Raw genomic sequence first — 23,127 nt, 5'->3', positions numbered from 1 at the left:
GTGAAGTCGCTACGCTTACACTTACGTCACGATAGGAAATCGAAATGAGTAAGGCAGATGAGCTCGCTGCAAAACTGAAACAGAAACAACAAACCCGTGCGGACGCCGAAGCCTGCGCAGACACGGCGATTGAGCATTGGCCGATACAGGTCTATGAGATGTACCACCAGCTTGAAACATGGCTGGAGCCACTGACCGAAGCCGGCTTGAACATTCGCCGCATCCCCACACACGTTATCGAAAATCTCCCCTCCGGCGAGACCTTCAACTACGCCATCGACAAGCTGCTGATCGAGGGCAACCACCACAGCATCACCCTCGACCCCATCGCGCGCTTCGTCATTGGCGGCATGGGCCGTGTCGATATCCTCTCCAAAGGCCAACAGCTGTATTTGCGCCGGGCCGAGACCGAACACGGTGAAGCGCACTGGCAGATCCAGACGATCCCGCGCAGCGGACAACCTCGACCGGATCCGGTCGAGCTCGATGAGGACAGCTTTCTCTCGGTGATACAGGAAGGCCTGAAGCTCTAGAGCGCCACGCGGGGAAGCATCACGGGGTTTCACCCTTCCCTGCCGATCCCGAAAAAATGGACGACCCGTTGCGGTCGCCCATTTTCGTTTCGGCCATGAAATCCGCCCCATGTTACCCACCGCGCTTTACCTGATATCCGACAATCCGTATATTCGCCAAACCATATATTTACCCCCAGCCCGGCGCCCTACGGAGTAACCGATGAAAGTCCTGTTCATGTGCACGGCCAACAGCTGCCGCAGCATCCTGTCCGAAGCCATGTTCAACCACCTCGCCCCGGCAGGTTTCGAGGCGGTGAGCGCCGGCAGCTTTCCCAAAGGCCAGGTCCTGCCACGCAGCCTGACCACCTTGCAGGCCGCCGGCATTGCCACTGACGGGCTGAGCAGCAAGGGCAACGACGCCTTTGCAGACAGCCCGCCAGACATCGTCATCACCGTGTGCGACAAGGCGGCCGGTGAAACCTGCCCGGTGTATTTCGGCCCCGCACTCAAGGCGCATTGGGGGCTTGAAGACCCGTCCGACGTCAGCGGTAGCGAAGAACAAATCACCGCCGCCTTCAACGCCACGCTGGCCACCATCGAACCCCGTTGCCGCGCCTTCCTCCAGTTGCCCTTCGAACGCCTCGACGCCGCTGCACTCCAGCACGAACTCGAGCGCATCGCCACCCTTTAGCCTGGAGCGCCGCATGAGCGATCAACTGCCAAACCTCGACTCGCTGCTGTCCGACACCTTGCACCACGCCGCGGTCGACAACCCCAAGCCACGCATATTGCTGCTCTACGGCTCGACCCGTCCACGCTCGTTCAGCCGCCTGCTGGTGGAAGAAGCGGCCCGGCTGCTGGAACACTTCGGCGCCGAAACGCGGATCTTCAACCCGTCCGGCCTGCCGCTGCCGGACGACGCGCCCAGCGACCACCCGAAAGTCCAGGAACTGCTGACCTTGATGCAGTGGTCCGAAGGCCAGGTGTGGTGCTCGCCGGAACGCCACGGCTCGATGTCCGCCGTGTTCAAGGCGCAAATAGACTGGGTGCCGCTGGCGATGGGCGCCGTACGCCCGACCCAGGGCAAAACCCTGGCCGTGATGCAGGTCTCGGGCGGCTCGCAGTCGTTCAACACCGTCAACCAACTGCGCGTGCTGGGGCGCTGGATGCGCATGTTCACCATTCCCAACCAGTCCTCCGTGCCGAAGGCCTTCTTGGAGTTCGACGACCAGAACCGCATGAAACCCTCCGCGCTCTACGACCGCGTGGTCGACGTGATGGAAGAACTGCTGAAATTCACCCTCCTGCTACGCGACCGCCCCGATCTGGTCGACCGCTACTCGGAGCGCAAGGAAAGCGCCGAGGAATTGAGCAAGCGGGTTAACCAGCGCTCGATATAAAGCCGTGAAATAAACAAGGGGCGACCGCAATGGCCGCCCCTGCATACTTTCTACAACTTCTGTAACACTTTAATTATTCCCCCCTCCTCCGATCACACTCTTTTACATCTGAGGTACACATTCTTAACAAATGCATTCCTTTCGTTGATTAGCATGGACAAACCTTATGCGAATTCAGGGACGTCGCTATTCCAACGAATGCTTTATGAAGGAAAGCAAATGCCTACTGAACAAATCATTATCCTTGTTGCCGTTACAGTCATCGGTCTTATTTGGGCTGCCAGAAGAGATTTAAAAAACCGGAAGAAAGAACAGGCCATGAAAGAGGCCAATGAGCGCGTAGATTGACTGTCGGTCACTTTCAAAAACAAGTGGGCAGATAAAGTTGGTTATTATAAAAAACCAACCCGCCCCCACTGACTGCACCGATACATATCTACACCAAGCTGAAACACGGAAAAAACCACCCCCGTAGCAGCTGCCGAGCCCGCGAGGCTGCGTTCGAGGACAAAGTCCTCGCAAATCCTGAGTACGCGGTTTGCGTGAAGGAACGCGTTCCCTGATTCACCACCGCCTCATCCAAACGCGGCCCAGGCCTGACGCAGGCTCGACAACTGCTACAGAACGGGACAAACCCAACCAAAAAGGGGCAACCTCACGGCCGCCCCTTTGCTCTACCTCCGCAACCGCCTCCCAACCACATCCATCAAATCACACCCATCGCGCAGCGGAATCACCAACACCCGCGCAAAGTCCCGCAACAGCAAAGCATCACGACCAAGCCCCTCGCCCAAGGAAAGCGTCTCCAGCAATTGCGTCACGCTGCAAATACGGTACGCCGCCGTGTCATGCAGCACATCGACCGGCGCTTCGGTGTCGATCAACAGCGACGCAATTGTGCAATCAATGCCGGTGATCGGCATGTATCGAGCCATGGCAAAACCTCCAGTGAATGAACCCGCGTGAGCACTCAGTGACGAGCAGCCGAGGAAACCCCGGACGCCAAGTCCGGCGTATCGAAGTGCTCCAGCGCGCGATTCACCAACAACTCGCTGAGTACCACCAGTTGCTGCATCGCCAACGCAACATGGCGGCGCGAACCTTCGAGTTCGAAGGCCAGGTCGGTGGTCATGGCGTTCAGGGATGCGAGGGTTTCGGAGGTGTGGATTAGCAGGGTTTCGGTGTCGACGTTGGGGGCGATGGTGAAGATGTGGGTGGTGGGGTCGGAAACGGCTGGGGTTTCGGGGGGATTGGGGGTGATCTTTTTCATGGGTGAAGCTCCTTTAGCAATTCAGTGAACCGCCAATCTCACTTCCACATGAGGGTGGCAGCCGTACGCAGGTGTGGAAGACCGGGGCTAAAGGATCCCGGCGCACTCGGGAGTGCCCCGCGCACAGCCGCCATAACACGACAATGTTGGCATAAAAAAACGCCGACATGTGTTTATGGGCGCTTGGGCGCCTTTAGCTATAGAACGGACTTCCACATCCGGCCGCTGATTTTGCAGCGACTGGGGAAGGCTATATGGTGAGGTGACTGGCGGAAAAGCGGCTAGAACCGATGCGGGTTGAAGGAAATGTCCGATGCTGGTGTGGTGTGTTGGACGCTGGATTCAATCGTAGAAATTTGCTCTGCTGCTTTGCCGTCGCCCCGATGATGGATTGGACTGACTAATATAATATTTCGTTATATTTCAGGATGATAAAAACAAAACAATCCTTGCTGTAGCAAAAATCAAGCAGTGAAAAAGGTAGAAATAGCCCAGAAAGAGCTATTTTTTACACGAAAGTCTGTCCAATCCATGACATACCGGACTGACATCCCAGACATGACGCCAAAAGACTTCTCAAACTAGCCAGCAACCATGACCGCTGCGCTGGAGTAAAACTGAGCAAGGGATTCGACCCCCTTCTTGCGTCCCTGCAGACCGCGTCAGGCCAGAAAATACGGTGCTTTCGTCCTTTGCTCATGGCGTCCTGCGGTCCACGGCGGCCCTGAATTTGCCCTAAACCAATTCACCACTACCGCTGCTATCCTTGGGTCTTTCTCAGAAGGAGTCGACCCCATACCAAGTGATTACCCCAAATACGGATTGCTTGGCACACTGGCCGCACGCAGTGTTCCCCTTCCCCACCGCCCATTGATCTTGTCCAAATCCACCACGCCATTGGCAAACTTTGCCTCCTCCGGATTGAACATCCCCGTACGGATGCTCACCCGAATCTTCTTGCATACCGAACCCTGGGCACGGAGCTCATCCGAGGCACGCATCATGTAAGTCACCACCGCCTCTTTGATGGGAGGAAGCTCTGTCAGGCGCTTCCCGAACATTCTGCTGCTTCGGATCTCCTGCTTCGGTGGATTGGCACGCTTTGTAAATCCTGCACCAATAGTGGCTTGTTGCTATGCTGCAACTTTTTGCCCGGCACAATGCAAGGAGTCCGCTGCCAGCATGACATCATTGATACCTGAAGATTTAAGCCTGCCCGGAACCCATGCGTTGGTGATAGGGGTGAGTGCATACGAGTTTCTAAGCGGTGGCGCAAACTGCAGCCCTCAAGGCAGCGCGTTTCGTATCGGCCAACTTTCAGCCGCTGCTCGCTCCGCATCCGAATTTGCTGCGTGGTTGATGAACGGCTACAACCGCCCTGATCTTCCCTTGCGTAGCTTGCGCGTGTTGTTATCGCCCTCGCCCAATGAAACCATCGTGCCAAGCATTCAAGCTCTCCTCAAGGGTAATTGGCAAGCCACTCGAAAAAACGTAGACATCATGTTTACTCATTTTAGAGATGCCGCCGGAAGCCACGAGGAGAACGTTGCTATCGTCTACGTCGTCGGACACGGTGTGCAGTTCAGTAAAAATGGCGCTGTATTGTTATTGAACGATTTTGCTGACCCAATGCATCGCTATGAAACGTATACCGGCGCCGTCGATATGAGATGGATGCATGACGCGATGAATCAAGAGAGTGATGTTGCCCAGACTCAGTTTTGGTTTGTCGATGTATGCCGCGACCTGCCCGAGGAACTTGAAAAATATGGAGTTCTCGGAGGCGTGAAGGGTGGCGATGTAGCCCGAACTGGCTCAGCCAAGTCTTCTCCCTTGTTTCTTTCTGCATCCCCCGGCCAAAGCGCCTTTGCAAAAACCAATGGACTGACGCTCTTCTGCGATGCACTTTTGAAGGGACTTAAAGAGGGCCACGCAGCGCGCTCTGAGGGGGAGCGCAACTCACCTTGGCGAGTGTCGGTCAATACCTTACTCCAATACTTACCGGACGCAGTGCAGGCTTTGGCCGGCGTAGGAGAAAAGACTCAGGAGGTTGAGTGCACCGGCAAAATGACAAACGCTGTGCTACACGAATGCCTTACACCCCCTGATGTCGACTTGACCATCTCTATACGATCAGGCCACAACAACTCTAACTATACTGCCAACCTTAAACACCGTGGCTCAACGCTGTACAAGGGCTATTCAAACTGGCCACTTACAGCTAGGGTTCGCGCCGGGCTCTATGCAATTGAAGTAACGACGCTCTCACCTCCAAGTATCGATGAGGATTGCTTAAACCTTCAACCTCCCGTCAATGAGAAGGAGCTTCCGCTATGACTGCTGAAGGAGAAAAGCTAGGTGTATTGAAGATAGAAATTGACTCAAAACTTTACTACCGCGGTGAAGGGATCCGCGTGGAAATCCGCGATAGCGATTTGATTTTGATCCAACCTGCAACCACTCAGCGAAGCTTCGATCTACCGTACGGGCTTTACGAAATCAGTGCCGTTTTGGAGGATGGGAAGCGAACCACCAGGGTTACAGAAGTAAACGGTAATCATCCGAACCGTATCAAGCTCGAACCTAATCTGCCTTTTGAGCCCTTGGCTTCTAAGAATGACAGTGACTTCCGCTCGGTAAGCGAATTGCACCAACTTCAAACTGTGAAAACGGACATGGAGATTGTCCACATCAGTCCCGACGTCACTGTATATGAAGTGGAGAGCCATTGGATCCTCCGTCACTCACAAAAGATGGAACAGGTACCTGTGGCTACGATATTTAGGGCAGGAAGCACCGTGCAAGCGAGCCTTCCTATCAGCGCGGGCGATCACCGATTTTCGGTAACTTGTCATGTTACCCGCCAATCCGAGCCGTCGTTCGAGCCAGTGCAAATCAAAATCTCGCAGTCCCGTAGCATTGCCTCAGCAATGGAGAGAATGGTAGAAGCAGGTCAGTTTGAATCGGCCACTCGACTCGCCAACAAGGCACTGGAAACCTTGCTATCGAAGTTCATCGATCCAACCGGTGCTGCCCTGGCAGCGCTGATCCTTTACAAGGCAGACCGGCTCGGTGACAAACTGGGGCTTCTCTATTCGCTGGTTAAGCGTTTCGGCTGGCTGCCTGATGGCAAGATATTACTGGCCTCACAATTGGCACGACTTCCAGGGCAGCGCGACAAGGCGCTGCAACTCGCATGTCAGGCAAGCGAACAACGAATCCTATTTACAGAAACCTTTTCACTATTACTTGATCTGTTGCGCTATTGGCCTGAAGAAAGCGACAGTAAAACTCGCAGCGAAGCCCTATCCCGTCTAAGCAACCGTGCGCCATTTGTCGACTGGCGCTCGACGTACCTATGCGACCGATTGCAGGAGGACCACAATGCTAACGCTGCAACTTCTGCCCGCGCGTGAGGGCGATGCCATTTGGGTGCGTTGGGGTTCCCCTGACGCCCCTTACCAGATGCTGATCGATATGGGCACCCAGGAAACGGGAACGGAGTTGCGAGAGCGCATCAGCACTCTGCCTGAAGATCAACGATCATTCGAACTTATAGTTGTCACCCATATTGACCGCGATCACATTGGCGGCTTGCTGTCTTGTCTGGTAGATGCAGAGCCACTACCTGGCTTTACAGCGAAAGATTTTTGGTTCAATGGTTTTGCACATTTAGATGGACTCAAACCCCAAGGCGAATTTGAGTCCATGGGAGCAGTTCAGGGCGAACGTTTAAGCCATTGGCTCGGCAAACAAAATTGGAACAAGTTATTCGCAGGGGGGCCTGTATGTTGTGAAAGTAATCTGCCTCTACCGCATCGAGACTTTGAAGGTGGTATGCGATTGACGGTTCTAGGCCCAACATCCAGAAGACTCAGTGAGTTGAAGTCTGTATGGCGCAAAGAGGTTGAGGCTGCACTAAAAAAAACACAGCAAAGCACCGCAGGCGAGGGGCTGGAGCGAATGGGCACTAGCTCTCCTCGGACACTAGAAAACAAGGCAGCGCTTGCACATCTCGCCGAGCAACAACTGGCAAGAGATAACAGCCCGGCCAACGCTAGCAGCATTGCCCTTTTACTGGAATATCAAGATACACGGATATTATTAGCTGGGGACGCATTTTCAACAGACTTAAAAGAATCAGTCCAATTAATTTCCCCGGGTCAACCTCTTGAACTAACTGCCTTCAAAGTTCCACACCACGGCAGTCGACGGAATCTATGCAAAGCTCTAATCGAAAGTGTTAATTGTCGCTGCTGGCTTATCTCGACTGATGGTTCGCGCTTTCAGCACCCCGACGACCAGGCAGTGGCGCGTATACTCATTCATAGCAAGCATCGCCCGGCAACTGTAGGGTTTAATGTTCGCAGCGAATTCAATGAAAAATGGGATAGCGACGACTGGCGTCAAAAATTCGACTATTGCACAACGTACGGTAACGCAGAGGACGGCCTAAGCTTAAAATTTCAAGGAGATTCGATAGTAGTTACTGAATAAGTCGAGCCGGAATGATTGCATACATTGTAAATATTTGATGTTGATGTGAGGGCATTCTGTTGAAGCCGCCAAGTTATTCGCATTGATGAGCGTACGTAACCGTTGCGCCCATCCCAGTCGACTACGTCCTCTATCAGCCTTGACCGAAATTTTCAGGAGCGATGACTTAGGTCCACTGCTCTTGTCATGCTCTCTCCTCGGGCTTCCGTTCGCCCGAGACTTGAACGGCGCTTCACCATCTTGAGAATCGTAAAGCGCCGCTTTCAGGCCGAACTCGATTAGTTACAACGAGCTACCGTAACGCTTAATAAACGTCTCCAAAGACAAAACCTCGGTAGGCACATCCAGATAGTGGTAGGCCACACGTGCCTTATGGTAGAGCCGGTCATCTCCAGTGACAAAAACGTCTGCTTTGGTGGCATAAATCGCATGCGTAACATCATGCATCCGCGTGCGTGAATTCTTGACCTTTTCTGGCTTGAAACGCACTTCCTCAAGGTAGTTCATGAGCATCTCAAACACATGCTCCAACACCGCATGTGATCGGGCGATACTGGGCCACTTCAAGTCCGTCAAGCCAGCCTCCTGCTTGTTATTCATTAGCTCACGACTGGCTTCAAACTTTTTCTGTAGCTGTAAGGCATATTCGGGATCCGATAAAAATTCCACAGGAAGGTTGGACATTCTTGTGGAGCGCTCGCCTTTGGCGTCGGTTGCCTTAATCTGCTCAAGTAATTCGCGCTCCCGAACTTCGAGAAATTTATTCCGGTCGAAATGATCTAGGACCCGAACCAGGCAAGCTCCTGGATGTTCCTCGACCATTCGGGTCGGCTTATGCCCCTGGCCAGGGAACACTTCAACCATTTTTGAGATATCGATGACATTCTGTAGCCTACCCTCACACCGCTCTAGGACAGCCTTGATTTCATCCTCCCCAAATTCTTGCCACGCCAAGGAGGAGGCCAAATCCTCCATATGCGCGGGACTGTAAGGAAGGACGTGCTCATCTTTCAGGCCATCTACCACTGCACGAAGGCCTTCTACGTCATTCGCTCGATAGCTTTCGAAAATATTATAATCAAGATAAATCACCTTTTTGGCAGTCACTCTGAACTCCTTCTCTATACGTTATCTAATTGCACAGCACATTACAGAAAAAAACTTCAAGCCGTCTACTTAAAAAGCTTTCCCTCACCTCTGTGAAAATTTTTCGATTAATTGCTCACCGTAAGAAAAAGCGGTAAGTCACAGGTGAACTGTGACTTACCGGAAATAAGCACCGCGGTCTTATTTTCTCCCCAGCATTACTGAAATAAAGCTTGAACCATAAGTTGGGCGTCAGGCAGGTTGGACCGAAGCAGATACTCATTCAGTCCGCGGGAGCTATGTACCCCCTTGGCTTTCACCACGGGATGTACAAATTCTGGGGTGCCAATCAGCCCAGGATAGCAGCCAATTGCTACCTGACGGCCGTTGCGGGCCACCAACAGCGGGGTCTCATTGCTTTCAACTGCTGAACATTGATAGCCATTCAATTCAAGGCTTGCGCGAAGTTGTGACAACGTTGCGACTTGCGCTTCCGGTGATGAGCAGCCAGGTACTTCGCCTCGAACAGCATAACGCAGCAGCATTGCCCCTAAGTGTCTGTCGAGTCGGTTCTGAAGGTGTTGGTTGTGGAAGTGGTTCAGGCACTCTGTACATGATGTCTCACAGGTACAACTCTCCAGAAGACCAAGAGAGTCCTCGAGAATTTCAGGCATGTGCCTCGCGACAACCTCTGCATACCCAGCTCCTCCCGAAAGGGTGTCGTACAAGAACACGTCCAGCATCCGGGCGTTGTCTTGGAGCGCAGGTTCGATACGAAACCCAGACCCAAACTCTGCCGGGTCTAAGTCCAACTGCCGGTGGCGACTCGCGGCAAGACGAAGTGCCTCAGCGATCGTATGTAGCGCGTCTTCGAGGATCCGTAAAACAATTGAATCTACTGTATTGGTGACTAACGGATCCGCAACTTTCAGCCTGAGCAAGAGAAGATCGGTGTCGAAGTCATGCCCCAATAACACACGATCAAACGTCCCGCTACAGCGCTCCGRCGTACCTTTTGGACCTTGTTGAAAATAGGGCCGATCATGTATGCCAAGTACCTCATCCCGGTCATAAACCGAGGCGTGACCACAATCTATGCAAACCGAAAAGCCGCCCAACTCAGAGCCTTCCTTCCCTCGGTTGACTGTCACCAATGTTTGGTCAATTGCATGCGTATAGCTCGCGTAGGGACCGCAATTGGTAAAGCTAAACACCTCAGGATCCACGGGTTGCGGGAACTGGGCCATGGTCGCGTAAGTGATCTCTTGATCCCGATCGGTTTCGGGCAGTTCTTTTGCTTTCTCTGGACCAAAAACCTCTGGCAGGATCATGCGCTCTGCCACGAGCTCCCCATCGCAGACTGGACAAGCTCCACTATTACCCCCCGTTTTATTCGGATCCCTGACAAAGGAGCAAGCCTTGCAGTGAACGTGCAGCTTGGCGTTTGCAAAAAGTGGTCGAGCGCGATCTACAACCGCTGCGGGCATATCCGCGAATACACCGCCACACCGATAAGTTTTGCGATCAATCACGATAAGGCGGCCAGGAGCGTATTCACTCAGGGCCTTGGAGATAGATTGCTGTGGCCGCTGAAGGGTACGGATCTCCCATTTGTTATTCACTCGCTCTGGCTTTTCAACCAGAAAACTGCAAAGGCTTGTGGGAAATGCGTAGCTCGGTAACAGACCATGAAAAAAGAGAAATTCCAGCAGTTCCTTTTGTTCAAGATTAGGTTCTGGACTGCCACTTATATCCCCCCCCTCTTCCTCATCCGCTTCAACGAGCTCATCAAGAGTTTCCGGTGTTGGCGCATGCACGGAGAGCTCCTGCAAAGTCAGCAAAAGCCCTTCAGCAGTATCAACAAGCCAATCACCGAGCGAAACGCCCCGAGTGTCGAGATTTGGGGGAAGCCAAGCAACCACTGATCTCTTCAAGTCGGCATCTTCCGCAATCACACGACGTGATACCCAAGCTTTAAAGCTTTCGAGATTGAGCCCAGTCTCCTTCGCACCAAAAAAGAAGTCCTGCGTTAAACCTAGCGCCTTCAGAAGCAGCGACGTTTTCTCGGTTGGAACTTTGCACTGTGCCATGACTTCGTGGAAAAACGTCTGAATGAGGTACGCGTGCACATGCCTACGGGCGATTTTTTCGTTGTCTATTTTGACCTCAGGAGTTCGTGGCGGACCAGCTACGATGTGGGCGGGATTTAAGAAATAGTGACTGTCATGCGGTCCGTTTTGAGAATATGTCACTACTGTAGATACAGAAGAGCCCCGCCGCCCAGCGCGGCCAGCACGCTGCTGATAGTTCTCGCGCTGAGGGGGAACGTTGCGCAATGCAACCGCAACAAGGGAGCCGATGTCGACCCCGACCTCCATAGTTGTCGTGCAACTCAATACATCGATAGGTCTGTCCTTCTCACCCACCAGAACATCTTGGAATCTCAACTCGTAGAGCTCTGTTGTTGCGTGGACCTTGCTACGGTCACGATTCGAAAGTTGCGCCGTATGCTCCTCGACGTTCAAGTTGGAAAGTCGAGCATCTGGTTCTAGAGCTTCTTGTACCGGGAGGCGCCAAAATCCTTTACGTGCTTTGACATATTCACTGTTGGAAGGGTCGATAGGCGTAGTGCCTTGACTGCCGCACGCCAGACAGATCTTTCCGGCTAACGCAAAAGGCATCAGAGAAGTGCAATCGGGACAGCGGGTCCACACATGCGCGAGATCAACCACAAGTCTCAACGAGTTAGGGGACAGGAACCAACCACCATCCACCTGTTCAGCCAGTTGACCGCGGAAAATCGTTTCAACGGACTCAAAGGTTGTACTGGCCCATCCGAGGTGACTGGTTAAAGCGCTCCTCAACTCCTTGTCAAATTGACCCTTGCTACCCCAGCCGGATTTAGGGAAGCCGGCCGCCTTGTAACGGAGTATCGGATCTATCGACGAGTCAAAGGCGAAATCTTGAAGGAGCGAATCAATCCATCCAACGGCAAGAGCTCGGACGTCCTCGTCACCAATTACGATACCCACCGCTTTCAACTCTTCTTTCAGCGCTTTGAACTTCCGTTGAGATGGCTCAACGAAACCTACGGTGGTTCCTGAAAGGGAGTAATAGTTACTGCACAGCAGCTTCAACAGGGCGATGCGATACCGAGCTGGAAAGTCGCTTGGAGGATTCCCATCACCAAGCGCTTCTTGCAAATAATCGGGGCCATAATCACGTTCATAAACTGCACGTACCTCCTCAATCCTTTTCGCATCTAGTCCATCAAATATTGGCAGATCTTGTTCAGTCAAAATTTGGAGGAAGGCAAGATAGAGCATAGACGTAGGTCGAGGATCTTGCTTGTTGTCGAGAAGCCGTTGGCATGCAAGTGCTATAGCCTGGCGAAAAACATCGAGCTCGATGTCACGTGGAATATCCCGAGCAAGCCTCGCCGCTTTCTGCCGACCATCGGAGAATATGAGAACCTTTCGACCACCGTTGGGATGTCGCGAATCAGTAGTGCGGCTGGCTGGTTGCCGCGCCATTTGAGTCCGGACCAAAGTGGTGAACGGTGCTTCGCCCTTTGTAACATGGTCCATGATTTTCGAGGGGTCGCCTTTGGCACTCCTGACTCTGCGAATACAAACCGGACAGTTATCAAAGGTTAGATCGCCGCCGGTTGGTGGCTTGTCAGGTATGCGTACTTTTCGGTAACCCGTATTCTCACCCGGGCTGACATCAGTGAGGATGCCCGTGGACATATGCAACCACATATCTCTGTGTCGACTGCGGGGATGGGCATTTTCCTCAACAAAAATCTCAATGGGCATGAGCGGAACGGTTCCACCTTCTGACAAAGGTCCGCTTGGCTGATGCCACACGAATTCCATTTTCTCACTTACGTAGCCTCGAATGAAAGCGGCTCCACAGTCACGGTGCGTCAGTAGCTCAAAAATACGGCTATTAGAATCGCAGCCGCACTGAGTCAAAGGTTTTGTATGTAGCCGCCCCAAAATAGTAGGGCCAGGGTGCACTGCCAAACGGCTGGTGCAGTTAGGGTCGACGCAGGCGTGTAGCCCTGGCAATCCACGGTGAAATAGGTGAAGACGAGTGGGCAACAGTACACGGCTGTCAGATCGTCGTTGCGCATGGCTTCCCAAGGCGAGTAGCGCATCGGTCGCCTTTTCTGCCTTGTCCAGAGAGTAATCAGGAAAAAGCGTCTCGCTCAGTTTGTCCAAGCGGACGGCTCTACCCGACACCAATGTGATGAGCTTTTCCAGCGGCCCGAAATCAGTAAGGCTATTGAAGAGCCAATCGCGAAATGAGGCTTTGTCATTTGCCTGAGGGGCACTCCAGTCAAGCCTTTTGGCTAGGACTGCTGCGGCGTTTGCCGCAGTTGCGAGATCATCGGCCGATCGCTGGAACGCACTCAGATCAAAATCGGCCAATGCGTCGACTTGTGTTTGAGTAACGGTGTATTCGGTAGACCGTGGCTCAGGTGTGCCCTGAATAACTTTAATCCGTCGTGAAGAGTCTTCTGGCAGCCCCGTCAAATCGCGTGCAAAACGCTCTCCGTCCGCTGCTGCCGTTTCGTCACGACCAAGACTTGCACTCGTTAGGATACAACGCATGCGTTCGCGAGGAATTTCCAAGCGGGCGCACAGTCGACGGATTAGAAGGGCGACCTCAGCCCCACCAGCGCCACGATACATGTGGGCTTCATCAAGGACGAGTATGAATTCGTTTCGGGAGTCTTTTTTCAACCATTCCTTCGTTTGGTCGAAAATATCTCGCTCAATCGGTCGCATAAGCATGTATTCGAGCATGGAGTAGTTCGTGACCAGCAATTCAGGACAGCGCGTTTGAACTTCATCGCGGGTCATGAGCTCACGGTCATMTGGCTGAGTTTTCAGCCTTCCTCTCCAATTATTTGAGGCAGTTTGCTTTCCTGCGGTGTTTGTTTTGATCTTGACAGTGTCTTCTGCGTAGAACGCATCGAGATCCTTACTCGGCCACCGGCCGATCCGATCAAGTTCGCTTTTAACTGCCGGTACGCTCCCTACCTTCTTATAGAACTCTTCAAAGAGAGGCTTAATAAGGCGCTCATCACGACCGGGCGATCGGGGACCTGGATACGGAGTGCGTCCCGTATAACTACCGAAACGTACAGGCGATTTCCGCCCTTTGGAGATGATTGCTGATGCATCTCGATTTCCAAGCATACGACGAATACGTGCCAACTGATCATTGACCAAGGCGTTCATCGGATACAGCAGCAATGCTCTGCAGCCGGGCATCGCAGCGGACTCTGGCCTTTCCTCGCCCTCAATTGCGAGTTTCCCTATGACGGGCATAAGAAAGCTCTCGGTCTTACCCGAGCCTGTACCAGTCGCGATCACAAGGTCATTTGCGTCCCCCCCCAAGAACGAGACGAGCGCCTGAGATTGGTGCTCATACGGCAGCGGGTAAAGTCCCAAGCCCATAGCCGATAGCTGTGTCAGTACATCGGCAGCGGTTTTGGGAATAGGCAAACTGTTGTATGGAGCGCCAATTTTATAGACGGCGGTCGCTTCCACATAAGGGGTTTGAGCCACAGTGCCATCTGCCTGCAGAAGCGCCTTGCGCTCTCTGACAAGTCCCTCATCCCTGATGTGGTATTGGGCCTCAATGTATTGTCTCAAGCTATCGGCCAAGCTTTTTGTTGTCTCATGGACACCAGTTGCTTCAGCCATCATCGACGTGACGCTCATCAGATCCCTCCTTCGCGCTTCAGCGCTGATGCAAAACGACGCCAAGCCCGTCGAGCGCGCTGCGCACAATGGGTAGCATTTCTGTAGGTAAAACGTGGGAGGTGACGCCTGGGTGCGCACCTTCTGGGCTTGGTATTTGCCAACCAAGCAAAAGCGTTTTTTCCTCTTCTCGCGGTAGTCGCCGCCACAATTGAAGCTTTGTGAACCCATGCGAAGTCTTAGCCTCGACCTTCATCGGGCATCCAGCTTGTATGTCTAGTTGAAAACTAAGACGCCTGGCCTCCTGAGAATCCAAAGACGCCATTTTCCGAAGACGACCGCGAAAAAAATTGCCAATAAAATAAGAGAGCATCGGTCCAGTCTGGCACTTGGAGAGAAAGATCCCCTCTGCGCTCGGCATCGTCGCGAGTTGGGCCCATCTACCGGTCGAATAAATTGAAACTTCGTTCAATTCACCCGGAGCATCAGCTAGCCGGCCCCTTGCCGCTGCGAGCACCCGGGCAGACCATGCTTCCAGTCCCTCCATAGGAGCGCCAATCCATTCGTGAGCGTCACAAATATCAATCCAACCCTCACAGGATCTCGCATCTACAAGGCGCACCCTGCCGCTGGATATCAACTGAACTGAACGAGGAAATGTCTGAGACGGGCCACCTCCAATTACAACTGCCGTGTTATCTGCGGCTCTGACACCTCGAGCTGGCGATGTGAGCCATCTGCTGCCCTCAACCTTCGCCAGATCTCCAACGTCGCCTAGACTGTTAAGGACAGTCATCACTCCATGTGGAGTATCACCTTCCTCGGCCAATTCTGGCCAAATCGAGCTCAAGCGCCGGCGGACCATGCTGGTTAAGCTAAGGGACGCCGCAGACTTCCAGGCTCCGTATCCTTCGACCGGGGCGGAGCAAAGATATGATGCAGCTCGCAAACATTCTGATATCGCGGCAATGCGAAGCCCTTCGCCAGAGACTTTGCATCCGATGCTTACCGCGAGAACTTTTAGGGCTTCATCTCGGGACATCGCCTGCCACTTCATCTAGATGCCCTCAATAAGCGCAACTTCACTTTGCATACCTGCGAGCACTTGATCGGCTAATCGAGCTATGTCGTCGGCTGGTCCCGCAGTTGCCTTTGCCCAAGGCAGTGCCCAAAACCTCAGCAGAGAATGTAGATCTTCCTCTGCACTTGCGCCTGGAAATGTTCTCAGACGCACAAAGGCGCGCTCTGCACTTCTTAGCCAAAGATTGCCGGGAGAAAATCCTGCCTCCCGAAGACCGTCTTTCAATTCCATAACAGGCGCTGGTGGCAAATCCTCGTCAAAGCCTGGGAGTTGGTCCCAAGAACCGCACATGAGATGACCAAACTTCAGCCCTGGCAAACTGGCAACTCCTCCCCGCATACGGAAAGAGTCGGTATCAAAAACAGGACCTAGTTCGGCAAGAGTGCCACCATCAGAAAATGCAGCAGGCCCTTGTGTCCAAGAGGCGATCAGAGCGAGGCGACGATAGAGCAAGATGGAATACTGACGGCGCACGACGACGTCACGAATCGCTGTTCCGTAAATTTCAAATGCTGAACGGTTGGCGCCCTTGATGAGCAAACAACCCGACGAATCTTCAGCGACTTCAAGGCAGTCAGTTGCAACCTCATCTGAAATGAGGCCGACAGGCACTCGCCACTCATGAAACTTTGGGCCACCCACAGCGGCCGCGACAGAATCCGCCACCAAGTCGGCAATCGAGCCCGAAAATTGGATCAACTGTCCGGTGGTGAGCGCTGCTAAAATCTGACGAGCAGTATTGGTCGCGACACCCTTTAAAATCCCGCACGCCTGAAGGTTCCAGGCAATCGTTTCACAGGCGGTCTCAAGAGAGTTGATTTCAACGAGCGGCCCCTGTGGCTCCGTTTCAAAAATCAGGGCCTGATATTTTTTAGAGGAGCCGTCGCCTGCTTTCGAAAGATTGGCTTCCAGCGCATCCAAACGCTCGGCCAACACATCAATCGCATTGGCAGTCTTGGTCCAACCGTCTTCATGCAGACGGATCTGATCAATTACCTCTTTTAGTTCCGAAATCTCAGCGAAGAATTCATGCCATTTTTCTGCCTTGACCGAAAGCGCCTCTAGGTTTTGTTCGAGAGATTCAGCACGACTGTTGAAGGCAGAGATTGATTCAGAAGCCTGCTTTCCAGCAGCGTCCAGAGATTGGACCGATTTTTCGAGTGTCTCAACGCTCGCAGCTACTTCGTCGAGCGAGGTCCGCAAACCACTCACATCACTGTCAGCATCACTTACGCTAGAAGCAACCAGCTCGATTCTTTTGGTCAGAGATCCTAATTCGGACTCAAATTGGTCAATCCGCTCCGCCGTCTCTTCTGCCGCCGGCTCTGCGATTTCAATGTAGTCCTCAATCTTATCCAGACGCCCGGGTAGCTCATTGATCATGCGATCACGGGCAAGGGTCGATGCCGGGTGGAAATTCCCCAACGCAACTAGCGCGTCTGCGTGATCCGCAAATCCGCTGAAGCAGAATAGGCGCTCGACTGTCTCTCTCGGACTATCAGGAAACTGATCCGCCAGACTCTTCAGGAAGGCTAACCCCGAACCTGGTGTGAGAAAGGGGTCATCATTCACGGGAAAATCAACACCCAACCGGTTTTTCGCCCATGCCAACCACAGGGCGGCAAATAGCTTCCAGTCGGCATCCCCTTTCGAACCTAACTGTGTGTGAACAAGATGGCCAACCAGACGCTCTTGCTTCTTTTTGAACTCGGGTGGCGTACCTCGCCTAAAACCGGGCATAGCCGGCTGACGGTCGTAAAACGGTTTGCGAAACGCTAGAGGAACTTCATCGATGAAGTTAGCAACCGCTGCCTGCCCGAGCGCTGAGATACGATCCCTTGCCTCCTGGCCATATTGGTAACTCATGGCGAGACACCTACTCCTAAATGTTAAGTTCAAAACCGCAAGCTAGGATCTTCGTCGCTAACGTACGGTGATGCGGGATAAGTTCCGGTTGCAGCCTCACCACAGAGAAAGCACGAACCAGCGAATGATCATCCGCAGACTCGAGCATCGGCGTGCTTACTTGCAACTGACACATAAAACTGAGAACCCTAGCCCTTAAGCTAGGGCCTAGAGTCAACAACATCTTCTCAGCAATAGATGAGGATTGTTCGCCGTATAGGCGTAGTCGCCCGAATCCGCCGAAGTCCAGGTCGATATGGCACTCTGGGTCAGTCAGATAGCAGATGACAGATGCCTGCACCTCAAGTGGAAGGAGGCGCTGATGCTGATTATGGGAAGCTGGAACTAGGCCGGATGAGAGATCAACTTCGCGGCGCTCAGAGGGACTTTCAGCAATAAGCAGTCCTTCAATACCAGGAGGCATCGCGAGGTAACCAAGCGACAGTTCTTGAGCTCGGACGGCCGCGAGCAGCGTCTTGCATCTCTTCTGATAAATCGGGACTACCAAACATGCCCCATCCCGCTCCCTAAATATGGCCTCTACGGTAGGTATTCTTTGGTTACGTCCTAGCGAAGGGGCACGGATAAAGATCCTTTGAAGATCTTGGTACTCATTCTTGCCCACACGGAAGTGCTCCGTTCTTTCCGGTGTCAAAGCAAAGAGCGCTGGCGAGCGATCGACCMCTGTAGCGGAAAGGCGATCACTTCCACCAAACGCTTGCATCGTCGGCCCCTGGTCGTGCAGCCTCATAGGCATCATGTGAGCCGAAAGCAAAACCACCGATGATTCAGCATATTCAATGGTGTGGACGCTGGAGTTTCGCGTGAGAAACGGCCAAATGGGGATGATGTAAGGCACGGGCGGGTGGACGATCAATCCAGTAAAGGACTGAAGCCACTGTGAGCATTCTGTTGAGGGCCTATCAGGGAGGGTAACGAGCGCGTGGTGCCAGCCTTGCCTGCCAACAAGCCAGTCGAGAACTAGCTCATTCGGAAAATCGGGTGCCTCAGGCTCCTTCCACAGCAACGCATAGGTCTCTGAGCCTCTGAGCTCCTGAGCTCTAGGAAACCCGCGAGCCTCTCCGCGTCCTGAGGCAGTAAAGGCAGCAGCACCAAAAGATGGAAATCCTAGGCACTCCCTCTCCACGCCCTCTTTAAAAAGAGGATCAGGGTTGCCATCAAAGGATACTATTCGATAATTTTCCGTCGACAGCTCGGCCATGATCCGAAAGCCGTCAGTCATGCCACGCATGTTGATCGGCTGAAGGCGCCCCCCCACATCCACCGTGACAGTGGCGTCGCACGCACGGCACGACGGCAACACGAGTTCAAAATACCATCCGGTACGGCCTTGCTCCTTTGGAATGATCAGCCGCAGATCCATTCGCCGTTTCGTCAGCGCAGAAAAAACACCACTTTGGATGTTTTGTGTCTGCTGACCCGGTGAAAAATTTTCGCATTCAGGCGTTCCCCACCCGGGCCAGTGGGCGAAGTATTTCTTTCGGATGGTCCCAGCGTGATGACTCATCATCGCTTTGCAGCATGGGCACGCGTACAGGTCCAGGCCTGTAGCCTGATCAGCAGATTCAACCTTGTTCGCCAGTTTGTTAAACGCGTAGTCCAATGCACATCTCCCTACGTGCCTAGGCTCTGGTTCCCGTACGTTTACCGAGCGCTTCGGTTCGCTCTACTTGGGCTCTAAGGCCTTCCGCTTGGCTGCCAAACAACTCAATGAGATCGTTGGGCCTCCAATACTTAAAATCCGGAGTGCTGTTTGCTCGCGGTATTACCCAGCGATCCAACGCCATATCGGCAATGTCTCTCACCGATAAAAGCGAACTGATCTCCGGCTTGCCTTTTCCAGTCTGCAAAATTTTAGTCGCGTTGGAGGCAATTTGACATATAAAAACTTCGCGCTGGATCCCGTGTCGCATCAAATCATCTTTAAACCCCAGTGCTAGCAGGGCGGCCCGAGTGGTCCGTAACCGCCAATTGGGGCCCTGACCATAGGCATGCTGATCTGCATAGGTATGATCGATATGGCGTAGGTAGTCCCGCAATTCCATGAACAGCCAGTCGGGAATGTGAAAATGTCCCCAGCCGCCCGTATAGCCAATCGACTTAAGATACTCAGTCCCGTTTAGCTTGAGTCGGTTATAAACCGAGGATCGCCCCATCGATGATGTCGTGATGATGGAAAGCAAGCGAGCCTTCTTTTGTTTCTGCGAGATAATGCCGGTCGAGGCTCCGTAGGTTTTGGCGAAATCATTGTAGATATCGCGGCTGCGGAGTAGGCAGGCGATCAACTTTCCACCAAGCAAAGCGTTGTAAGGCGGGATTGCGCCGAGTACGTAAGCATCCATGAGATTGACAAGCCTGGCGCCGCGATCTTCCGAGTTCCAACCTATGAATTTGTCTCTTACGCCAAGGTTGAAAACCGGATCGCCGACCGCAATGATCCCCATAAGCTTCCCATTGCTTTGGTCCCAAACGAGATAACGCAGGCGCCGACCGAAACCGCTGGATACTGGGACGGACCATGACATCGAAGCGAGTCTGAAAAGGTCGCTTTGCCAGGTACCAGACGAAACCCTCTCCAACACCGGAGAAATTTTTTCCGGCTGTACATCCGTTCCTGACGCAAAATATTGCAGCAGTTTTCCACCAACCCTGGTAACGAAGTTTTCGCTGGCGATTAGGCGCTCTTCTCGCTGAGCACTGTGCAACGTTCGGATTGCATCCTTGCTATTTCCCGGGGCTCGCAAAGCACCTTCAGCAGTCTTGGTGAAGCCTAATGAATGTAAGTGCTCGCGAAGCTTTCGCTTTAGGTTGGCTTCCCTTGGGTTAACGCCGACAATGATTGCGTTGCCGTTTGGCATTTAATTGCTTCCTGCCCAGTATTGATCCAATTGAGTTCGTTAAACCGAGGGGGCTGATGCCTGATATACACTGAAATGAATGTGATCGGTCAGGCAAACGGATGACGTCGGCGTAGCCTCCTGCGCAGCCGACCAAATCAATGGCGGCTAAGGCTACCGTTACTTACCAGCCTCAACTGGGCTCATTCCACGTTTTAGCGCGCTAGGCGCGGAGGCGGCGAATCGTACAGTTACACTGGGCACTTATAAAGGCAAGGCAGACAAAAACGCCACTGCACAGGCATGAGGTGTAGGCCGACCGCCTTAGAGCGCACGATGCCAGCGATACAGAAGGTTACCCTTAGCCCCCTATACGGCGCCCAAAAAGCTGAACTCAGAGGTATCGTCCCATCCCCGCTCTAGGGTTTCTTTGAATCACGCCTGGATTTCGATACAAATCCGAGCCTCATGATGAAGCTCAATAGCAGGCACTCCACGGGTCATCTGCGTTACCCGCTGACACACGATAGAAGCGATTAACAATGGCCAGCGGGCGGACAAGAATCGCCAGCAGGTGAAGGAAGAGTCTCAACTCTGAGTCGCGCTACCTCGGGATGATGCCTCCTTGCATCATCCCATGAGGCTACAAAATCAGAGGACCTTGTCCTTCGTCGTGGTCGGCGATAATTTCGCTGTCGGTGCAGATATTTGYATGAGTCCTAGCGCCCCAGTCAGTTGCAACTGCCGGAGGAGGTGCCCGGTACCGACACCGTGGGGCCTGCGGAAGCAGCCTTCGGCAACTGCTACGAGATTCAGTGACAAGACCGCACTGGGGGCGGTAGCGGCCACCTTTGACTGGCAAATTGCAACCCATCGCGGACGTTGGCAGGATCCCGAATCGGCTGTGGATTCAACCGGTGCCTTCGTCAGCGCCATCGCACACTTGATCGCGCCCGAGTTCATGGCCGACGGCACAGCATGGCCGTTGGCGAGTGGCTGGCAGCGGGAGATTGCTTTCTTCGATATGTTTTTCGCGTTATTCCTTATTAATGAACTGCGAACACGCCCAATCGAATACTTGGACAGCTTGATTACCGCAACCGGTGTTTTGTCTTTTTTTTCTCGGGATCAATCATTTTGTTTCGGCGAGCACCGGACATTGGGGCTATGTCCACATCGCTGGATGCATCGCCAATGCGGCGGCCGTCATCGTCAGTCTCTCTCTGGGGGTGCGCAAGTCCCATCAGTACAGACACCTAAAAAGTGGTCGCGATTAGCAAACAGACTTTAGTGGTGAATCACTCCTGGTTTTGCAGATAACTGCGAATGTCTTCTTTTGGCCGATACTGTTGAAAAAGTCGCCAGCAGTTTCGGCGACTGAAAAATGCCCACCTGAGATTTAAATCCGCACTTTACGAAAAGGAATATCGGCTTGGATTTTACGTAGCGACGTGCAAAACGGACGTTTACCAAGCTCAGTACAGGTTGAGCCGGGCAGCTTCGACTTTTTCAACAGAATCGGCCGAAAGCAGACCTTCAGCCCCCGTCTGCCTAGGCCGTGGTTAATATTCCCAACCTAACTCTCGATAGGAGGTTTTGTCCTGCTCGGGAAAGTCAGTCAGGTATTTCCCCAGCTCATATACGCATAGTATTGAGTCATCGCTTCGAAATGACTTTCGGCTTCGACCTCCCAAACAAGCTTGGCGTCGGCGTGAAGAAGCGTACGAGCATCATTACCGTGAACGCCACCTAGACAAAACGTTTGGCAGCCATCCGGCTCCAGCCAAAGCTCGTGATTCATGTTTATCGCTCATGTTCTTGCTTCGCTTTATTGTGCCCGAAAACCTGAGCCCCTCCTCGACTTTAACCGATAGCAGACCTAGGTGAACGTCCGTTTATAGCCGATAGCTGGACCTCTCTTGGAACCAGCTGATTTCAAGATCCAAACCGCAATCGCGTAGCGATGGTTATAAAAGCCCGATTCCACAATTTAGAGTTAGGGACAAAGAACAGCGATTAGCTGCTAATGCCTACCGGCGCTTTTTATGGAAATGCTCTTAATGGCGCAATGCCTCTATGCGCAAGAAGTTGCGCACTCACCTTCTGAAAAACACCCACCATTCCTGCTCCAGGCCACGCCATACAAGGTCTGCAGCCAAGTGCGCAAGAAGTTGCGCAGTACTGCGCAACTTCTTGCGCACTTTAGCGACTTTTCCTACAGCAAAAAAGGGTGCGTCCGACACTGACATCGTATATCTCATTGATTTATATACGAAATGTACTATATGGCACGAAGCTTGATGTGTAGGAGTACCCACCGGGCGATCTCGCCTCCCGGGCACCCTCATTTATTTAGCAAGGAGAGCATCCATGGCTACACCAGCGTATATGTCCATCACTGGCACCAAACAAGGCCTGATCACCGCCGGTGCATTCACCGCTGATTCGGTTGGCAACACCTACCAGGAAGGTCACGAAGACCAGGTCATGGTTCAGGGTTTCCAACACGAAGTGATCATCCCGCGTGACCCGCAGTCCGGCCAACCAACCGGCCAGCGCGTTCACAAGCCAGTAAAAATCACCAAGGTTTTCGACAAGTCCTCGCCACTGCTGCTGGCTGCCCTGACTTCCGGCGAGCGTCTGACTTCTATCGAAATCAAGTGGTACCGCACCTCGGCTGCCGGCACCCAAGAGCACTACTTCACCACCAAACTTGAAGACGCGATCATCGTCGACATCAAAGACTACATGCACAACTGCCAAGACCCGGCGAACTCGCACTTCACTCACCTGGAAGA

At 53.1% G+C, this 23,127-nt stretch carries 16 protein-coding genes and 1 pseudogene; 8 read left to right on the top strand and 9 right to left on the bottom strand.

The features are described from left to right. Positions 1-44: 44 nt before the first annotated feature. The 4 genes from AC1DHT_RS26860 to AC1DHT_RS26845 all read left to right on the top strand — a co-directional run bounded on the left by AC1DHT_RS26860 (position 45) and on the right by AC1DHT_RS26845 (position 2,263). The gene (locus AC1DHT_RS26860; protein WP_427544167.1) at positions 45-533 is read left to right on the top strand and encodes a hypothetical protein; all 489 of its coding nucleotides are present in this window, start codon (positions 45-47) and stop codon (positions 531-533) included. 202 nt (positions 534-735) lie between these two features. Next, complete coding sequence (locus AC1DHT_RS26855) at positions 736-1,206, top strand: arsenate reductase ArsC (RefSeq protein WP_427544170.1); 471 nt, start codon at positions 736-738, stop codon at positions 1,204-1,206. Positions 1,207-1,219: 13 nt separating this feature from the next. Beyond that, positions 1,220-1,915 carry an arsenical resistance protein ArsH gene (gene arsH, locus AC1DHT_RS26850; protein ID WP_103319236.1) on the top strand — a complete coding sequence of 232 codons (696 nt, stop codon included), beginning with the start codon at positions 1,220-1,222 and terminating at the stop codon, positions 1,913-1,915. Between the two features lie 219 nt (positions 1,916-2,134). Next, positions 2,135-2,263, top strand: a complete 129-nt coding sequence (locus AC1DHT_RS26845) for a hypothetical protein (RefSeq protein ID WP_427544174.1) — start codon at positions 2,135-2,137, stop codon at positions 2,261-2,263. Between the two features lie 326 nt (positions 2,264-2,589). Here the strand turns inward: AC1DHT_RS26845 and AC1DHT_RS26840 are convergent, their stop codons facing one another. The 3 genes and pseudogenes from AC1DHT_RS26840 to AC1DHT_RS26830 form a co-directional block, all read right to left on the bottom strand. After that, positions 2,590-2,850 carry a hypothetical protein gene (locus AC1DHT_RS26840; RefSeq protein ID WP_427544177.1) on the bottom strand — a complete coding sequence of 87 codons (261 nt, stop codon included), beginning with the start codon at positions 2,848-2,850 and terminating at the stop codon, positions 2,590-2,592. Between the two features lie 35 nt (positions 2,851-2,885). Then, positions 2,886-3,185 carry a DUF6124 family protein gene (locus tag AC1DHT_RS26835; RefSeq protein ID WP_427544180.1) on the bottom strand — a complete coding sequence of 100 codons (300 nt, stop codon included), beginning with the start codon at positions 3,183-3,185 and terminating at the stop codon, positions 2,886-2,888. A gap of 809 nt (positions 3,186-3,994) precedes the next feature. After that, positions 3,995-4,279 (bottom strand): annotated as a pseudogene (locus AC1DHT_RS26830) (DinB/UmuC family translesion DNA polymerase); the annotation flags it as partial. Between the two features lie 88 nt (positions 4,280-4,367). On the opposite strand from AC1DHT_RS26830, the gene AC1DHT_RS26825 reads away from it, so the two are divergent. The 3 genes from AC1DHT_RS26825 to AC1DHT_RS26815 are packed head-to-tail and all read left to right on the top strand — an operon-like array spanning position 4,368 to position 7,682. Then, a complete protein-coding gene (locus tag AC1DHT_RS26825; RefSeq protein ID WP_477761540.1) occupies positions 4,368-5,522 on the top strand; it encodes a caspase family protein in 1,155 nt (384 codons plus the stop codon). Continuing rightward, positions 5,519-6,601, top strand: coding sequence for a hypothetical protein (locus tag AC1DHT_RS26820; RefSeq protein WP_477761539.1), 1,083 nt, complete (start codon positions 5,519-5,521; stop codon positions 6,599-6,601). The genes AC1DHT_RS26825 and AC1DHT_RS26820 overlap by 4 nt, the downstream gene beginning before the upstream one ends. Beyond that, positions 6,570-7,682: a ComEC/Rec2 family competence protein gene (locus tag AC1DHT_RS26815; protein ID WP_477761538.1), complete on the top strand. Its 1,113-nt coding sequence runs from the start codon at positions 6,570-6,572 to the stop codon at positions 7,680-7,682. The genes AC1DHT_RS26820 and AC1DHT_RS26815 overlap by 32 nt, the downstream gene beginning before the upstream one ends. Positions 7,683-7,964: 282 nt before the next feature. Here AC1DHT_RS26815 and AC1DHT_RS26810 read toward each other — a convergent pair whose 3' ends face one another. The 6 genes from AC1DHT_RS26810 to AC1DHT_RS26785 all read right to left on the bottom strand — a co-directional run bounded on the left by AC1DHT_RS26810 (position 7,965) and on the right by AC1DHT_RS26785 (position 22,130). Then, complete coding sequence (locus tag AC1DHT_RS26810) at positions 7,965-8,789, bottom strand: hypothetical protein (RefSeq protein ID WP_477761537.1); 825 nt, start codon at positions 8,787-8,789, stop codon at positions 7,965-7,967. 197 nt (positions 8,790-8,986) lie between these two features. Then, complete coding sequence (locus AC1DHT_RS26805) at positions 8,987-14,491, bottom strand: DEAD/DEAH box helicase (RefSeq protein ID WP_477761536.1); 5,505 nt, start codon at positions 14,489-14,491, stop codon at positions 8,987-8,989. 1,051 nt (positions 14,492-15,542) lie between these two features. After that, the gene (locus AC1DHT_RS26800) at positions 15,543-17,432 is read right to left on the bottom strand and encodes a hypothetical protein (RefSeq protein ID WP_477761535.1); all 1,890 of its coding nucleotides are present in this window, start codon (positions 17,430-17,432) and stop codon (positions 15,543-15,545) included. A 16-nt stretch (positions 17,433-17,448) separates the two neighbouring features. Continuing rightward, on the bottom strand, positions 17,449-19,095 hold the full coding sequence (locus AC1DHT_RS26795) for a hypothetical protein (RefSeq protein WP_477761534.1): 1,647 nt from the start codon (positions 19,093-19,095) through the stop codon (positions 17,449-17,451). A gap of 19 nt (positions 19,096-19,114) precedes the next feature. After that, the gene (locus AC1DHT_RS26790; RefSeq protein WP_477761533.1) at positions 19,115-20,350 is read right to left on the bottom strand and encodes a Druantia anti-phage system protein DruA; all 1,236 of its coding nucleotides are present in this window, start codon (positions 20,348-20,350) and stop codon (positions 19,115-19,117) included. A gap of 1,597 nt (positions 20,351-21,947) precedes the next feature. Further along, positions 21,948-22,130, bottom strand: coding sequence for a hypothetical protein (locus AC1DHT_RS26785; RefSeq protein ID WP_477761532.1), 183 nt, complete (start codon positions 22,128-22,130; stop codon positions 21,948-21,950). A gap of 569 nt (positions 22,131-22,699) precedes the next feature. Here AC1DHT_RS26785 and AC1DHT_RS26780 point away from each other — a divergent pair. Then, a partial coding sequence (locus tag AC1DHT_RS26780) for an Hcp family type VI secretion system effector (protein WP_477761531.1) occupies positions 22,700-23,127 on the top strand: 428 nt, incomplete at its 3' end.

Source organism: Pseudomonas sp. 05N432, from assembly GCF_056396945.1.
Note: the sequence above shows the minus strand (reverse complement) of the source record. Positions and strands in the feature narration are given on the sequence as shown.

Coding starts and splice junctions, on each gene's coding strand:
- AC1DHT_RS26860 (WP_427544167.1), top strand. CDS start 45: ATGAGTAAGGCAGATGAGCTCGCTGCAAAACTGAAACAGAAACAACAA.
- AC1DHT_RS26855 (WP_427544170.1), top strand. CDS start 736: ATGAAAGTCCTGTTCATGTGCACGGCCAACAGCTGCCGCAGCATCCTG.
- arsH (WP_103319236.1), top strand. CDS start 1,220: ATGAGCGATCAACTGCCAAACCTCGACTCGCTGCTGTCCGACACCTTG.
- AC1DHT_RS26845 (WP_427544174.1), top strand. CDS start 2,135: ATGCCTACTGAACAAATCATTATCCTTGTTGCCGTTACAGTCATCGGT.
- AC1DHT_RS26840 (WP_427544177.1), bottom strand. CDS start 2,850: ATGGCTCGATACATGCCGATCACCGGCATTGATTGCACAATTGCGTCG.
- AC1DHT_RS26835 (WP_427544180.1), bottom strand. CDS start 3,185: ATGAAAAAGATCACCCCCAATCCCCCCGAAACCCCAGCCGTTTCCGAC.
- AC1DHT_RS26825 (WP_477761540.1), top strand. CDS start 4,368: ATGACATCATTGATACCTGAAGATTTAAGCCTGCCCGGAACCCATGCG.
- AC1DHT_RS26820 (WP_477761539.1), top strand. CDS start 5,519: ATGACTGCTGAAGGAGAAAAGCTAGGTGTATTGAAGATAGAAATTGAC.
- AC1DHT_RS26815 (WP_477761538.1), top strand. CDS start 6,570: ATGCTAACGCTGCAACTTCTGCCCGCGCGTGAGGGCGATGCCATTTGG.
- AC1DHT_RS26800 (WP_477761535.1), bottom strand. CDS start 17,432: ATGAGTTACCAATATGGCCAGGAGGCAAGGGATCGTATCTCAGCGCTC.
- AC1DHT_RS26790 (WP_477761533.1), bottom strand. CDS start 20,350: ATGCCAAACGGCAACGCAATCATTGTCGGCGTTAACCCAAGGGAAGCC.
- AC1DHT_RS26785 (WP_477761532.1), bottom strand. CDS start 22,130: ATGAATCACGAGCTTTGGCTGGAGCCGGATGGCTGCCAAACGTTTTGT.